The organism is Bacillus paralicheniformis (assembly GCF_001042485.2).
GTDB classification, from domain to species: domain Bacteria; phylum Bacillota; class Bacilli; order Bacillales; family Bacillaceae; genus Bacillus; species Bacillus paralicheniformis.
The window spans coordinates 16,835-29,943 of the sequence record NZ_LBMN02000022.1 but is presented as its reverse complement, the minus strand read 5'-3'; the positions used below and the strand labels follow the sequence as shown (position 1 = coordinate 29,943).

The following is a 13,109-nucleotide window of genomic DNA, read 5'->3' as shown; positions in this document are numbered from 1 at the left end:
GCAACGGCTAATCGCGAGAAAAGGCTTGACGGTAATAAGCTCCAACAGGTCGGAAGAAACCTCATGTATTTCGCGAATACGCTGATTTTCCAAAATCCCGACACCCACGGCCTCAATGATTCGAATTTCACCTTCGACGAAGACGGCAACGTTCAAAATGTTGAAGGCGATGAACTCGTCTACGATAAAAATTTAAAAGCAATGCTGCCGGCTGAAGTGGCATCAGGGAGCGGCGCGATTAAAGTCACCCCCGAAGTCGCTAAGCAGCTTGCGGAAAAAGTAAATGCGATTATAAACGACCTGCGTACGATGAAAAGAGAAGCGGAAAACGCCTACCAGGAACATGACGCTGCGATAAGCGATTTGAAATACGATACCTATCGCCAGGTCGGTCACGGCTTATACGATCAGCTTACGCTCGATGATGTAAACAATACGCTGAATGATTTGGCGCAGTCGTTCGATAAAAAAGGGAATCCGCTGTTTTACGATGTCGATGCCGAAGCGGCATATATCGCTTCATTACAAGACACGATTTCAGATTTAGAAGAAATCAGCGGCTATCTGACGCAAATCGCAAAGGATTTCAAATCAAAAGACAAGATGCTCGCAAACTGGTTAAAGTTATAAAATTAAAGGCGCCAATAGGCGCCCTCTTTCGTTTTATGCTCCGCGCGGAAACCCGTATTTAGGCTTCGGCAACTCTTTCGCTCCTACCGTAAATCCCATCCGTATCACCTCCGACATGGTAAATTATACTTTCTTCACGTTAAACATCGCAAGCAGCGTCTTATCCGGCGTCTTGGACTGACGATAAAACACGTTAGGATTAAACGTATATCGTTCCGGTTCGCTGCCGACCTTGATTCGCGCGACAACGAATTCACCGTCGAATTTCATTTGCTTCAGGCGTCGGCCAAGCGTGTCGGGCGTTACTCCGATCGCTGCCGCAAGCTCTTTCTTATTGAACCACCGTATATACTTCGGATTCTTTTCGAAAGGATTCTCGCAAAGAGCGTTAGTTTCGTAGTGGACGAACGGCAGCATCCGGTAGATCAGACCGATGTCCGTCGCCTTCACTTCGCTGTATACCTTCTTAATTTTCGCAGTATAGAGTTTGACAACGTACTGGCTTCCGAAGTTACCTTTGAAGTGGTAGCGTTCGTTTACCGAGTATATGCCGTCTTCTTCCCGGATAATATCATGCGCAGTACAGGCGCTCAGGAAATCGTAGAACGTTCGCGGCTTTTTCGCGAGCTGTAGAACGGACACTATATCCGCTGTAGTCATCGGAGTTTTATCGCGGCTAGATTTAACGAGGACACCGTTGTAGTCAACGTAGCATTGCAGTAGCATCAGATAACCGCATTGTGCCGTTGTGAGAGCGTCATAGACTTCGTGGATATTAGACATATTGGCGTTGGAAAAGTCGCGCCTGTCCGTCGTCTGCTTTTGCTGTTCCCGGAAGGCTTCGTCTTGGTTCCGGTGTCTAAGCGTGTAGTCTGTCGATAGATCCTCGCCTGTTTCTGCGTTTACTACTCGTAATCTTTTCAAAATATCGTCTCCTTTTTCGCAAAATAAAAGAGCGCGTATTTGGCGCCCTCATAACGTATAGACAGCAAAACGGGTAAAAATAGACTGTTTAGTGAATAATTTTTTCTCCTGTTTCAATATTGACTGTAAATTGTCCCGGCGTTTTTCCTTTCACGAAATCCGAATATTTTACTCGTCTCTCTTTATTTCTCGCTTTAGCACGTCGGTCTATCTGAATACCTTCGTAAGTTGAAAGGCGCCTTCGAACCGGTTTCCCTTGATATTTTCCGAACTTATCGTATTCTTCGGCCATCTTCTCGGAAGTCTCGCCGGATCTACGCGTTTTCTCCATACGCTCACTCATAATCGGGTACTCATCATTCTTCATTTTGTTTTTATTCGTGTCCGAAAGCTCCTCGTAGATTACAAGATTAGCCATACGTTCTAGTGCGATAGTATCCGGATGCTCTCCAACTGCGTCAAAATAAGCGTCGGCCAGAGCGGTAATTTCCTCGATACGTTGGATTCGATCTAGCTCACCGGCTTTTGTTCGCTGCTGTAATTCCGTAATCATTTCATGCAATAGTGCTTTATCCATTAATTCGTCCTCCCATCGAGTATCCTTCGCCATGTCCCGCCCAATAGTAGTAGATATCTGCGATTGATTCAGCCGCCCTATTTATCAGATGATTAACGGAATCCTTGCCGACACCCATCCGTTTCCCCACCTCTACTTGCGTCAGGTCTTCGAAATACACGAGCCGGATTGCTTCGCTCTGCCTATCGGTTAGATTCGCAAGCTCAATCGCATTGTGCAGATCGAGAAGCACTTCGGCAGCTTCGTATTCTCCGAGTCGTTTGCGGCTGACGAACTTCGGATAATCGGAGAGCAGCGTTTTGACGCCCTCCGCATTGTCTAGCGCATACGCCGCCTCAAATTCGCGATCCATTCGGTGTAGATCGATTTTGACTGTTCCGATAACAACCGCCTCCTCTTTCGTTAATAACTTCGTTAACAATCCGCACACTACTGTTGACTATCGGTAACTATTCCGTCTATACTGAACGTAAATACTTTCGTAAGGAGACTCGATATGACTCTTACGTGGATATCTAACGACTTTGAGCGCAACACCAAAGCGTATATCACAATCGAAAAGCATCGACGTTTGTTTATTTCGGCAGGTGCGCGGCGCGTCATCGGACTGCCTACGGACGGACCGTTTTATTTATCCGTCGCATATGACGCGGCAGAAAAGCGCATTGTTGTCGGCAAGCCCGAACTCGTTAAGCAGCCGGATGTCAAACCGTTCAAGTTCGATAAGCGCGGCAATGTTTCGGCATGGCCGTTCTTGCGTAAAATCGGCATTGATTTCGATAAGCTTCCGCAACGATACTATTTGATCGGCGATGGGGAAGCGTCAAAACAACCGTACCTGGCCTATCCGAAAGGCACGTATGCGTTTCAGTTAGACGAAAGCTGATCCGCAAGTGCTCGCCCTACATACCACGCAACACGCGAAGCGATTCCGTTCCCAACGATCCGATACTGCGCCGATAAGGAGATATCGTCTGGCAGGACGTAAGTGTCTGGCGCAGATTGGATTCGGAGACATTCACGGACTGTGAAACGTCGTGGTGCTTCGGTCGGATGAATCGGCTGACCGCTGTTATGATGCGCCGGAATCGTGTTCGACGTTTTATCCATCGACTGCACGCGATTGGCTTGATCGTAAGTGTATTCGCTTTTTGGCGTCCAATAAGATTTTTCGTCGTGGTTATCGTAAAACAAACCGTAAGGAACTCCTTTATACATTACCGCAGGAATAGTTCGCGAAGGCTCTTCCATCGTAACCGGACGATTTTTCGCAACCGATGCAGGATTACGGTCTAAGTATGCGATCTGCTTATCGTTTAGCTGAACGCCAGGCTCCGGAAGATCCCCGATAACATCCCGCAATACCTTCGTTTGATAATCGCCTTCTAACGGCTTCGGAAACTCGAAAGTGATCCCGAGGTCTTTTCGTATTCCGACAATGAACACGCGCTCTCGCTTCTGGGCCACTCCGTAGTCCCACGCGCTCAGCACCTTCCAACTAATCTCGTAACCTATTTCGTTAAATTTTTCGATAAGAGCATCGAATGTTGGACGATGTCGCTTCGTAATCAGCCCCTTCACGTTTTCGAATACGAAGGCTTTCGGTTGCTTGCGCTCAATAATTTCGAGGTAACGGAAGACTAATTTACCGCGTTCGCCATCTGCTCCCGCGCCTTTACCCGCAACCGAGAAGTCTTGGCACGGAGGACCTCCGAAGATTACATCTGTGTCCGGCAAGCTATCGATATCAATTTCGTTAATGTCCGCCTGTTCTACGTAATCGCCGAAGTTGTGGCGGTAGGCTTTGACGGCATTCTTATCGAAGTCCAACGCCTTCACGATATGGTAGCCGGCCGCTTTGAATCCGATTGCGCCAAGTCCTCCTCCGCAGAATAATTCGAGTACCGTAAGTCCGTTTGCCGGCAGTTGCGGTGTTAAGTTAAAGTCGCCCATATATTCGCTCCTTTCGATTGGTTCATCCGGATGTAAGTGACACGTAGCTTTCGCCAGTACCGACGCTGTGATCGTTAAAGCCGGCTCATCCCAGGACATCTTACGCAAATATGTCGTTTGGCCTCCTCCGCTATAAAACGCCCCCATCATAAACGCCTTCTGCTCCTCTTCCGGAAGATCGCGCCAGTTACCGCCATCCGGAATCTTGTGCGCATAGGGTTTCTCATCATTTCGTAACCCGTATCCGTAATGATTCGGAATATTCGTCACTTCAACACCTCCGCCATAATCGCGTCCAGCTTCTCGTACAACTCTTCCGGCGTGCCTTCGTTCTCAATTTCGTAATCAACTTCGAAACTGTTGACGGCAAGCTCAGTCGGATGCTCCAAGTCGGCGAGGTCGAATTGGTCGCCGGCTTTTTTAGCGCGTTCAATACGGAGATCGACCGGTGCTGTTATGCGGATAAATACGAAGCCTTCGTCCTTCAATCGCTTGTATTCGTTAGGCTGGCGGCAGTCATCGACGATCACGCGATTCTTTAGCGCTGTATTGCCGCAGGAGCAAGGATGGCGGTCGAGATAGGCGGCTACTTTCGGCATAAGAGCGTCGATCCATACGTCCTCTCCGAAGGCTTCCCGCGCCCACTGTCCGAACTTCTGATAATGAGCGCGCGGCTTCGGATTTCGCGGAACGTGAGGGAATGCGCGGTGAAATGCGTCTTTTAGTTCGTCGCCGAATGCGAACGGCTGGAAATCGTAGTGAAGCGAGATGTACGATGCAGCAAGCGACTTGCCTGCGCGAAGTGGTGCGGTGAGGGCGATCTTCATTGGCGTTCCTCCTTCGGTACGTATTCGACAATTTCAAAACGTTTACTTATCTCGGCCTTAATCTCTTCACGTTCCGCGGTCGGTAAGTCGTAGTAGTTTTTCGTTTCAAAGTACGCTAAATTTTTGGTTTCGCTTGTGATTACGCTTTTGGCCGCTCCCTTGGTGAGATAAGCGACCTTTCGTCTGCGTGCTTTCATCCGCTCGCCTTCATAGTAAATAACGTAAATCACATCGCTCATCGGCGTTCCCTCATTGCGTTAAGAAGTGCGGCAACCTCTTCGGCAGTGAACAAGCGCATGTCTGAGTCGGCTTCCAGGTGCGCCACCTTTCCGTCCGTTTCCTTTGCGGCATATTTCAGCGCCTCCAATTCTTCTCCGTGCCTCCGGTTGTCTTTGTGCAGCGTGTCGATTTCGTCTTTGATACGTTTATTCTCGCGTTCCAACTCCGCAACACGCGTCGCCAGGTTAGCGATAACGTCGATCGGGTCGGATGGTTGCGGTTCTTCTTCGGAGGATTCGACCGGGACGAGGACGCGGTATTCTTCGTACTCTGCGTCTAAAAAATTCTCACCTAGAACGCCATTAACCAAAAAGAAGGACCCGTTGTCATGAAAGTCGTCAACTTCTTTTACGGAGTCGACAAATCCTTTCGGAAAATCATCGCTCTCAGTTACGATAACCTTCTCGCCTATTTCCGGCTTACGATCGACCATTTCGTAGCGCTCCGGACCGTCAGGGCCGTCAATGTGGGCGATATTGGTCGGTTCGAGAACGCGGTATTCTCCGAGGTAGATAAGTCCGCCAGTGTTCATATCGGATGCAGCTCCGTCACTTCCCACGAAACCCGATCCAGGAGGAGCTTCGCGGTCTACCGTAAAAATATCTCCGTTCTCGTAAATATCGCCCGGATACCTTTTGTCTACGATCACAATCTTATCGCCGACCTCCGCCTTCCTATCGACCTCTACATATTCCCGTTTGATTCCGCCAAGTGATTCGTCAGCCAATACGTGGATTTTTTCGTTAGTTTTAGTCATTTTACCGAGCTCCCTTCGTATTAATCGTTCAAATTCCGGCTTAACCCGATCCATCGCGCTTTTAAGGAAGTCCAAACGAACCGCCTCCTCGTTATTTAATAACCCGCAATTCTACCGACTGCCGGCCGAACTGTACTGCGTCTGCTTCATTCGCGACCAACAGATCGAGCCGTGCGCCTTTAATCATGCCGCCTGTGTCGATCGCCTTCGCCCGGAAATTCGAACCGTCAGCGAGTCGGACTTCAACCGTAGAGCCAAGCGCAATCACAGACGGATCGACCGCTATGACGCGTGCTCCCTCGTAGTAGATCGAATGGCTGACGTCGACTCCCGTTTTGGTGATGCCGGTGCAGCCTTCCGAACAGAATGCGGTATAAGCCGAGGCCTCGAACGTTTTCCATCCCGATTCAACTTTTGTACTCTTTACGGACATCTGCTTCGACTTCTTCAGCGCCTTGATTTCGTCCTCAAGCGCCTGTATCTTCGCGTCCTTTTTCGTTATCTCTTTCGTTAATTCTCTGTTGCGTGATTCAGCCGATTGGATGGCGGCCTTCTCTGGCGTTATCCTTGGCGGTTCTGGCGGCTGATCTGCCGGACAGTGGCCGGAGAATAGCTGCGCTGTTAGCGTGAAATTCGTTAGGATTCCGATGCTTACACCTCCGTTTTGACCAATTCGCCAATGCTGACGGGGAATTTCGGTTTGACTAATTCGCAGACGGCTTTCGCGTACTCTTGAATTTCGACTTGACTATCGTGTGCGAGGCGTTGGTTTAGGAAATGCGCGACCGATTGAAGCGATGCCGTCCAGTAGTAGCGTACGTACATTCCGTAAGCCGGAAGGAATAGACGCGCTTGTTCGGCGCAAACCCCCGATTTCATTGCCCGTTCATATAAACGCTCACCGAACGCAACGAAATCGAGTAGATCTTGCTTGGCTATTTTGCCTTGGCTTTCCGGCAGTGTTTCGCCGCTTCCTTGCTTCGAATTTTCCGGGGCAGATCGCCATTCGTCCACTTGCGGAATATAAAACTCAGGCTCTTCGGTAACATAGCGCCGACTCGATTCGTTCCACGCGTCCATTGTATGATCGGACCCGACGATATATTTCCAGTGCTGGCGCGCAACCATCAGCGGAGCATAGATTTCGAATTGAACCGTTGCATGTCGAAACGGTGACGTATGGCCTTCCCGCGCAAGGAATTTAATGAGCCGGATGTCCTTTTCGGATAGATCGGTAGATTCCTTGTCGTAGGATACGCGGGCTGAGTTAACGACTGATAGGTCGGAACCCATTACGTTTATTAAACGGACGTATCCGCGGTCGAGTACATCAATTTTGTCGTTCATCTATTCGCCCTCCTTCGCTAGACTTTCGAAAACTCTTCGGTATTGGTCGTTAATAGATTTCGTAACTATTTCTCTCGCTTTCTCTTTTGTTGTGATCCGAAAAGTGCAATCGTCTTCTCCGTACATTTCGGAAGTGACAACATAATCGCGAAACAGTTCGTTCATATATTCGAGATCGCCCGCGCCGTAAAACTTTCCGTTAATGAAACATGCGTATGTTTGTGGCATTATATCAGCTCCTTCCCCATCGGTTCTCCGAAATATTCCGGATGTGGACTACCGACCCCGCTACTCCCGAATCCGCCCGCACCCCGATCGCTATCGCCCAACTCGGCCACTTCCGTAAATGCCGCCTGCTCGACCGGTTTAATTACGGCCTGGGCGATGCGATCTCCTTTGCGGATGATGTACGTTCCCGCACCGACAATTTCGTAAGGTATGTCGACCAATGTTCCGCTCACACTTTCCGCATACCCTCGGCAAACATTTATGAGTGTGCCGGCCTCGTTAGTATCGTAAATCCATTGCGCAATATTATCGACAATCACTCCGACCTCGCCCCGATAGCCCGCGTCAACTGTACCGAGCTGAACGCGAAGCTTCGTCTTCAGCGTAATGCCGGAGCGTGGCCGGATCTGCATTTCGTAGCCTTCCGGAATCTCGAACGCTAGCCCCGTTTTGACTAGCGCGGTTTCTCCCGGCTCGATGATGACGTCTTCTGCCGCAACCAGGTCGAAGCAGGCGTCTGAGGCGTGAGCATATTGCGGAATTTGTGCATCGGGTGACAGGCGTTTAATATTTACGTTCATACGAAAACCCCCTCGTTAATAACTGCGCATATACTTTCGTAAATGGACGCTTACTCGAAATAGAAATCGTCATCCTGGAGCGCTTCGACCGTAGCTTTTTTGTAAGAATTTCCCTTTTGACTGAAGAAGTCGTGGGACTTTGTTTTTGTACTTAACCCGTTCATTACAATCGGGTTCGGTGTTTCATCAGCAAAGTACGGATCAAAGCCGATGTTCATCAACGCCTTGTTTCCGTTGTATCGAACGAACTTTTTAACGTCGTGAGTCAGTCCGACCTGATCGTAAATATCCTCGGTGTAGGCGATCTCGTTTTCGTAGAGTTCCGCAAGCAATTCGACGGCGAAGTCGCGTAGTTCGAGTTGTACGTCCGTCTCTTGTCTATTGTAAATTTCCTGTGCGAGTAAGCCGACATAGACGCCGTGGATCGCTTCGTCACGGATAATTAACGAGATAATCTCGCCTGAGCTCGTCAATTTTCCCTGACCGGCAAAATATAACGGATAATAAAAGCCGCTGTAGAAAAGGAAACTTTCGAGATAGACTGAGGCGACCATCGCCTTGTATAACGAAATGTCATCGCCTGCCTCAATCGCGTTGTACAGCCCGCCAATGATTGCGGCTTTCCGCTGCAAGTAGCGATTCGTCTTCACCCATTCGAACAGTTCCGTAATTTTCTCCGTTGGCGCAAGCGTCATGAAGATATTCGAATAGGATTTCGCATGGACTGCGTTCTCCATCATCGCCATAAAATTCAGGACGGCTTTACGTTGGTGTCCGTCGATGTGCTGCGCGATGGTCGGCATACCCACGTTTCCTTGTTCGGTATCCAGGAGCGTTAGGCCCGCAAGATCGCGCATATATACGAGTTGCTCGGTCGGGCTTAGTGCCTTCCACGTTAACAGATCGCCATTTAGCGAAATCTCTTCCGGAAGCCAGAATTGCTTAACGTTCTGCGCGTAGAACATTTGCGTAAAATCGTCTTCGTGGCGCGACCAATCGGCCGCCGTATGGATTGCGTTTGCGTTCGTCAATTATTCGTCCTCCTTTTTATATCCAATAGAGTCTCTCTGCTGACTTTCTAGCATTAACCGCGTCTTCTTTATTTCTGAAATACCCTAGATATTTTGTTTTCGTATTAACGTCAATCCGTGCTTCCCACTTATTTAACCTACCATTCCAATAAACTCCTCTCTGTCCGCTCGTATTATTGGACGGAAATCCCCTGTTTTGGCTATTCTGAGCTGGTGTTACCACACGTAACGCCCATCTGCAATTATCTAAAGTATCTTGTAAAATATGATCTACCTGGACTTTTGAATCATTAACACCCATGATCCATCGATGCAATCGAACTTTTCTCCATGATCCATCCGAATTTCTTTTGTTACCTCTCACGTAGAAGTTTTTTACACAATTATCCCAACTCACGTGCCACCAACCTTCTATCTCTTTTGCTTTTTCTAAGTCGTTGGTGGAAATTAAGGTTTCTAAAAACCCGTACTTCTTACTCTCAATAAATATTGCTGTTGTATCGCCTCTAATTTCGTATCTATTTTTCATGGGTAACCATCTCTTAAACTGCACACGATAGGCAGCCTTCCTGAGTTGTATCCTTCGTCCGCGCATAGTACAGCGTCTTGATCCCCTTGTGATGCGCATATAAATCAATTCGATTCAGATCGCGCGTAGTCATCGTATCTTTTAAGAACAACGTAAATGAGATACCTTGATCGACGTGCTGCTGAATTATCGCGATCATATCGACGACTTTGAACATATCCATGTCGTACGCTTCTTTATAGAAGAACCAATTCTTCGCGCTAAGCCCCGGCATCGGATAATACGTCTTGGAATTTCCGTATGTCCGTTCCTCTATGCGCTCCATAATCGGCATGACTGACGCTGTCGCCGACTGAACGTATGAGATCGACCCTGTCGGTGCAATCGCGAGTCTATACGAATGGTATAGTCCGTATTTTCGTACGTTATCCTCCAGCCGAACCCAATCGATGCGTTCCGGAATTTCAACGCTTTCAAACAGCTTCGCGACCTTCTCCGTTTTAGGACGGAACTCTCCTACAACGTACTTATCGAAATAGCTTCCGTCCGCATACGTTGATCCTTCGAATCCCTCGAACGTGCTGCCGGTTTCCCTCGCAAGCTCCATCGACCGCACCAGCGACCAATAATTGACGAGCGCAAAGAATACGTTAGCGAAGTCGCGAGCCTCTTCCGATTCATAAGCGATCCCATTCTGCGCAAGATATCCGTGCAGATTCATCGCGCCAAGTCCGATCGAACGCATCTGACGGTTAGCCTTAGCGACTGCAGGCGCGTTCTTGATATTCGTTGATTCCGATACGACCGTCAGCGCATCAACAGCGAGCTTAACCGTTTGCTCGATCGACTTATTCGCCATCACGTTCGCAATGTTCAGCGAGCCGAGATTGCACGAAATGTCGAGGCCGATCGCGTCCTCTTCGCCGTAGTCGGTGTACTCCGAAACTTTGGACGCCTGAAGCACCTCGCTACAGAGATTCGAAAATTTAACCTTCGAAATGTGATTCAGCGCATGAGCTGCGTTGACGTTGTCTTCGAACATGATATACGGATAACCCGATTCGGACCGCAGAATCGCAAGCTTTTCGAGCAGCTGTCGCGGGTTGATTTTATCTTTCCGAACGTTCGGATTTTCGACGAGCTTGTCGTACATTTCTCCGATATCCATTTCGTCAAGATGCTCGCCATATTCCTTATAGACCGTATGAGGATAGAAAACGTATGCGTCCCGATCTTCGCGAGCTAGTTCGATAAACTTATCCGGAATGACTACGCCGATCGATAGCGTCTTGACCCGGACGTCTTCATCTGCGCTGATCTTCTTGGTGTCGAGGAAATCGTTGATATCGCGATGGAATACGTTCAAATACGCAGCTCCTGCCCCAGAACGCGCGCCTTGCTGATCTGCATAGCGGAAGGCATTATCGAGGAGTTTCATGACTCCAACGACGCCCTTCGTTACGTTCTCGATCCCTTTGATCGATTCACCTTTCGCGCGTAGCTTCGATAAATTCAAACTTACGCCTCCGCCCATCTTCGATAGTTGCATCGCTGTTCCGATCGCCATTTGAATATCGTTTAGAGAGTCGCCTACTTCGAGAAGGAAGCACGATACTAATTCGCCACGTCGCTTCCGTCCGGCATTTAAGAACGTCGGTGTGGCCGGTTGATATTCCTGCCGGATCATCATTTCCGCAAACTCGATCGCCTTGGCTGCGTCTCCTTTCGCAAAGAACAGCGCGCAGATGGCGATGCGGTCTTCGTACCGTTCAAGGATCTTCTTTTTATCGTTCGTCTTGAGCGCATAGTCGTTGTAAAATTTGAACGCACTCATAAACGAAGGGAAACGGAACTTTTTCGCGTAGGCCGCTTTGTAGACCGCTTTTATTTCATCGAATGTATACGGCTCGAAGACCTCGCGTTCGTAGTAGTCGTTCTCGATCAGATAGTCGAGCTTTTCGCGCAGATCGTGGAAAAAGACCGTATTCTGATTCACGTAATCTATGAAATAGCTGCGGACGGCTTCGGCATCCTTTTCGAATTGAAAGCCGCCGTTCTTCCGTATCATAATTTCGTTATTAAGTTCGATATACTTCGCGTGTTTATTCGTCAATAGCGCTCACCCTTTCCGTAAATATTCGCTCGCAAACTCGCGAACTTTAGCGACATCCTCCGTCGTGCCCGACAGCTCAAACTTGTGAACGATCGGCACTCCGTATTCTTCCGCAATCAGATCCGCCGCCTTTGCGAAGTTGCCGCCCCAGTTGCGATTGCCTGACGCAGCCACGCCCGCCAATAAATCGCCATTGTCCGCGAGAAAATCCCAAACGGTGCCGGCGACCTGGCCGAATCCGTAAGTTCCCGTTACCAAGACGAACGGTTCCGTCAGCATCATATCCGCCTTGATTTCGACCGCAGGCAGGCCGGTCTTGGCTACGAATCGGCGGACGTTTCCGGCCAGCGAGTAGTAGGCGATTAGCATAACGACGCCACCAGCACTCCGATAGGAATTGCGAACATAACCATGACGACTGCCTTTGCGAGCTTAGCCCTCGTGGTTTTAGCTTCGACTGTTAGAGCGATCCACGCAAAGTAGAGTAGGCACGCTATCGCAACGTATGTCATTCGATCGACTCCTTCCGTTTTAGTTCCGCCTCAATCTCGTCTTTTCGCGCCAGAATCCGGTCACGTTCGATTTCCAACTCGACCCTCTTCCGTTCATGCCGACTGATTGCGTAATCAACATCGGTAAGTTGTTCGTCAAGCCATCGCAAGGACTGTCGCAACTGTGCGGCCGGGACGCCATAGCATTCGTAGGTCATTGCGTTTCCTCCTCTACGTCCTTTTGAACGCATTTATGTTCGCGGTATGCCTTTTGTAGCCGGACAGCGCTGCCACAGATAACTACCGCCACCATGAAGACTGCTATGATACTTATAACGACCCAAACAATCACACCAATAACCGGAATCGCGAGTAGAAAATTAGTGACAAAATATCCGATACATCCTCCCGCGACACTCAGACCGATTAGCGCAACGATCGTTAGGGCTTCGATAAGTCGCTGCTTAAACATTCGATCACTTCCCTCCGATCGCGTCGAGGATTTCCTTGATCGCGTAGTATTCCGGATTGATTAACGCTTTGATTCCTTCGGTGATCGCATAAATACCGAATCCTCCCGGAGGAACCACTAAAAAACCGACAGCAAGCACCACGAAAAACCATTCGTAATCCCAATTACAATGCCGCTCCCCATACATCTTTATAGTCATCTTCGTAATTATGACTCCCGCGACCACTGCGATCATTAGAAAAACGGCTCCGATAATTACAGCAGTCACACCGTTAGCAACCGCCTGCTTAACGAGAACTCCGTATACATGCTCGGCTGCGACTCCGAGCTTTGCCGCCAGCTTATCGATATACTCCATCGCTTTATCCAT

At 49.0% G+C, this 13,109-nt stretch carries 18 protein-coding genes and 1 pseudogene; 2 read left to right on the top strand and 17 right to left on the bottom strand.

Translation table 11 applies throughout. The features are described from left to right. Positions 1-630 (top strand): annotated as a pseudogene (locus tag ACH97_RS15265) (lipase); the annotation flags it as partial. A gap of 123 nt (positions 631-753) precedes the next feature. Here ACH97_RS15265 and ACH97_RS15260 read toward each other — a convergent pair. The 3 genes from ACH97_RS15260 to ACH97_RS15250 form a co-directional block, all read right to left on the bottom strand. Beyond that, complete coding sequence (locus ACH97_RS15260) at positions 754-1,554, bottom strand: hypothetical protein (RefSeq protein ID WP_048350008.1); 801 nt, start codon at positions 1,552-1,554, stop codon at positions 754-756. Positions 1,555-1,642: 88 nt separating this feature from the next. After that, on the bottom strand, positions 1,643-2,131 hold the full coding sequence (locus ACH97_RS15255) for a hypothetical protein (RefSeq protein ID WP_048350009.1): 489 nt from the start codon (positions 2,129-2,131) through the stop codon (positions 1,643-1,645). Continuing rightward, on the bottom strand, positions 2,124-2,561 hold the full coding sequence (locus ACH97_RS15250) for a sigma factor-like helix-turn-helix DNA-binding protein (protein WP_241494259.1): 438 nt from the start codon (positions 2,559-2,561) through the stop codon (positions 2,124-2,126). Before ACH97_RS15250 ends, ACH97_RS15255 begins: the two co-directional genes overlap by 8 nt. 66 nt (positions 2,562-2,627) lie before the next feature. Here ACH97_RS15250 and ACH97_RS15245 point away from each other — a divergent pair, with 66 nt between their 5' ends. After that, on the top strand, positions 2,628-3,017 hold the full coding sequence (locus ACH97_RS15245; RefSeq protein ID WP_048350011.1) for a hypothetical protein: 390 nt from the start codon (positions 2,628-2,630) through the stop codon (positions 3,015-3,017). Here the strand turns inward: ACH97_RS15245 and ACH97_RS15240 are convergent. From ACH97_RS15240 to ACH97_RS15170, 14 genes are all read right to left on the bottom strand, one after another. Further along, positions 2,999-4,354 carry a DNA cytosine methyltransferase gene (locus ACH97_RS15240; protein ID WP_048350012.1) on the bottom strand — a complete coding sequence of 452 codons (1,356 nt, stop codon included), beginning with the start codon at positions 4,352-4,354 and terminating at the stop codon, positions 2,999-3,001. The genes ACH97_RS15245 and ACH97_RS15240 overlap by 19 nt on opposite strands. Then, positions 4,351-4,911, bottom strand: a complete 561-nt coding sequence (locus ACH97_RS15235; RefSeq protein WP_048350013.1) for a nucleoside/nucleotide kinase family protein — start codon at positions 4,909-4,911, stop codon at positions 4,351-4,353. The genes ACH97_RS15240 and ACH97_RS15235 overlap by 4 nt, the downstream gene beginning before the upstream one ends. After that, positions 4,908-5,150, bottom strand: coding sequence for a hypothetical protein (locus ACH97_RS15230; protein ID WP_048350014.1), 243 nt, complete (start codon positions 5,148-5,150; stop codon positions 4,908-4,910). The genes ACH97_RS15235 and ACH97_RS15230 overlap by 4 nt, the downstream gene beginning before the upstream one ends. Then, positions 5,147-5,947 (bottom strand): hypothetical protein, encoded by an 801-nt coding sequence (locus tag ACH97_RS15225; RefSeq protein ID WP_048350035.1) that lies wholly within the window; start codon positions 5,945-5,947, stop codon positions 5,147-5,149. The genes ACH97_RS15230 and ACH97_RS15225 overlap by 4 nt, the downstream gene beginning before the upstream one ends. A gap of 91 nt (positions 5,948-6,038) precedes the next feature. After that, positions 6,039-6,380: a 3D domain-containing protein gene (locus tag ACH97_RS24070; RefSeq protein WP_241494258.1), complete on the bottom strand. Its 342-nt coding sequence runs from the start codon at positions 6,378-6,380 to the stop codon at positions 6,039-6,041. Positions 6,381-6,598: 218 nt separating this feature from the next. Then, complete coding sequence (thyX, locus tag ACH97_RS15215) at positions 6,599-7,294, bottom strand: FAD-dependent thymidylate synthase (protein WP_048350016.1); 696 nt, start codon at positions 7,292-7,294, stop codon at positions 6,599-6,601. Continuing rightward, positions 7,295-7,522 (bottom strand): hypothetical protein, encoded by a 228-nt coding sequence (locus ACH97_RS15210; protein ID WP_048350017.1) that lies wholly within the window; start codon positions 7,520-7,522, stop codon positions 7,295-7,297. Further along, positions 7,522-8,103, bottom strand: coding sequence for a dUTP diphosphatase (locus ACH97_RS15205; RefSeq protein ID WP_048350018.1), 582 nt, complete (start codon positions 8,101-8,103; stop codon positions 7,522-7,524). The genes ACH97_RS15210 and ACH97_RS15205 overlap by 1 nt, the downstream gene beginning before the upstream one ends. A 50-nt stretch (positions 8,104-8,153) precedes the next feature. Next, on the bottom strand, positions 8,154-9,116 hold the full coding sequence (nrdF, locus tag ACH97_RS15200; protein WP_155519895.1) for a class 1b ribonucleoside-diphosphate reductase subunit beta: 963 nt from the start codon (positions 9,114-9,116) through the stop codon (positions 8,154-8,156). A gap of 34 nt (positions 9,117-9,150) precedes the next feature. Further along, positions 9,151-9,663 carry an HNH endonuclease gene (locus tag ACH97_RS15195; RefSeq protein ID WP_053073117.1) on the bottom strand — a complete coding sequence of 171 codons (513 nt, stop codon included), beginning with the start codon at positions 9,661-9,663 and terminating at the stop codon, positions 9,151-9,153. A 13-nt stretch (positions 9,664-9,676) separates the two neighbouring features. Beyond that, positions 9,677-11,776, bottom strand: coding sequence for a class 1b ribonucleoside-diphosphate reductase subunit alpha (gene nrdE / locus ACH97_RS15190; protein WP_081043995.1), 2,100 nt, complete (start codon positions 11,774-11,776; stop codon positions 9,677-9,679). A 6-nt stretch (positions 11,777-11,782) separates the two neighbouring features. Next, the gene (nrdI, locus tag ACH97_RS15185) at positions 11,783-12,145 is read right to left on the bottom strand and encodes a class Ib ribonucleoside-diphosphate reductase assembly flavoprotein NrdI (protein WP_048350019.1); all 363 of its coding nucleotides are present in this window, start codon (positions 12,143-12,145) and stop codon (positions 11,783-11,785) included. 139 nt (positions 12,146-12,284) lie between these two features. Then, positions 12,285-12,485, bottom strand: coding sequence for a hypothetical protein (locus ACH97_RS15180; protein ID WP_016885231.1), 201 nt, complete (start codon positions 12,483-12,485; stop codon positions 12,285-12,287). A gap of 258 nt (positions 12,486-12,743) precedes the next feature. Continuing rightward, positions 12,744-13,109 (bottom strand): hypothetical protein, encoded by a 366-nt coding sequence (locus ACH97_RS15170; RefSeq protein ID WP_048350021.1) that lies wholly within the window; start codon positions 13,107-13,109, stop codon positions 12,744-12,746.

Coding starts and splice junctions, on each gene's coding strand:
- ACH97_RS15255 (WP_048350009.1), bottom strand. CDS start 2,131: ATGGATAAAGCACTATTGCATGAAATGATTACGGAATTACAGCAGCGA.
- ACH97_RS15245 (WP_048350011.1), top strand. CDS start 2,628: ATGACTCTTACGTGGATATCTAACGACTTTGAGCGCAACACCAAAGCG.
- ACH97_RS15235 (WP_048350013.1), bottom strand. CDS start 4,911: ATGAAGATCGCCCTCACCGCACCACTTCGCGCAGGCAAGTCGCTTGCT.
- ACH97_RS15230 (WP_048350014.1), bottom strand. CDS start 5,150: ATGAGCGATGTGATTTACGTTATTTACTATGAAGGCGAGCGGATGAAA.
- ACH97_RS15225 (WP_048350035.1), bottom strand. CDS start 5,947: ATGACTAAAACTAACGAAAAAATCCACGTATTGGCTGACGAATCACTT.
- ACH97_RS24070 (WP_241494258.1), bottom strand. CDS start 6,380: ATGTCCGTAAAGAGTACAAAAGTTGAATCGGGATGGAAAACGTTCGAG.
- thyX (WP_048350016.1), bottom strand. CDS start 7,294: ATGAACGACAAAATTGATGTACTCGACCGCGGATACGTCCGTTTAATA.
- ACH97_RS15210 (WP_048350017.1), bottom strand. CDS start 7,522: ATGCCACAAACATACGCATGTTTCATTAACGGAAAGTTTTACGGCGCG.
- ACH97_RS15205 (WP_048350018.1), bottom strand. CDS start 8,103: ATGAACGTAAATATTAAACGCCTGTCACCCGATGCACAAATTCCGCAA.
- ACH97_RS15195 (WP_053073117.1), bottom strand. CDS start 9,663: ATGAAAAATAGATACGAAATTAGAGGCGATACAACAGCAATATTTATT.
- nrdI (WP_048350019.1), bottom strand. CDS start 12,145: ATGCTAATCGCCTACTACTCGCTGGCCGGAAACGTCCGCCGATTCGTA.
- ACH97_RS15180 (WP_016885231.1), bottom strand. CDS start 12,485: ATGACCTACGAATGCTATGGCGTCCCGGCCGCACAGTTGCGACAGTCC.
- ACH97_RS15170 (WP_048350021.1), bottom strand. CDS start 13,109: ATGGATAAAGCGATGGAGTATATCGATAAGCTGGCGGCAAAGCTCGGA.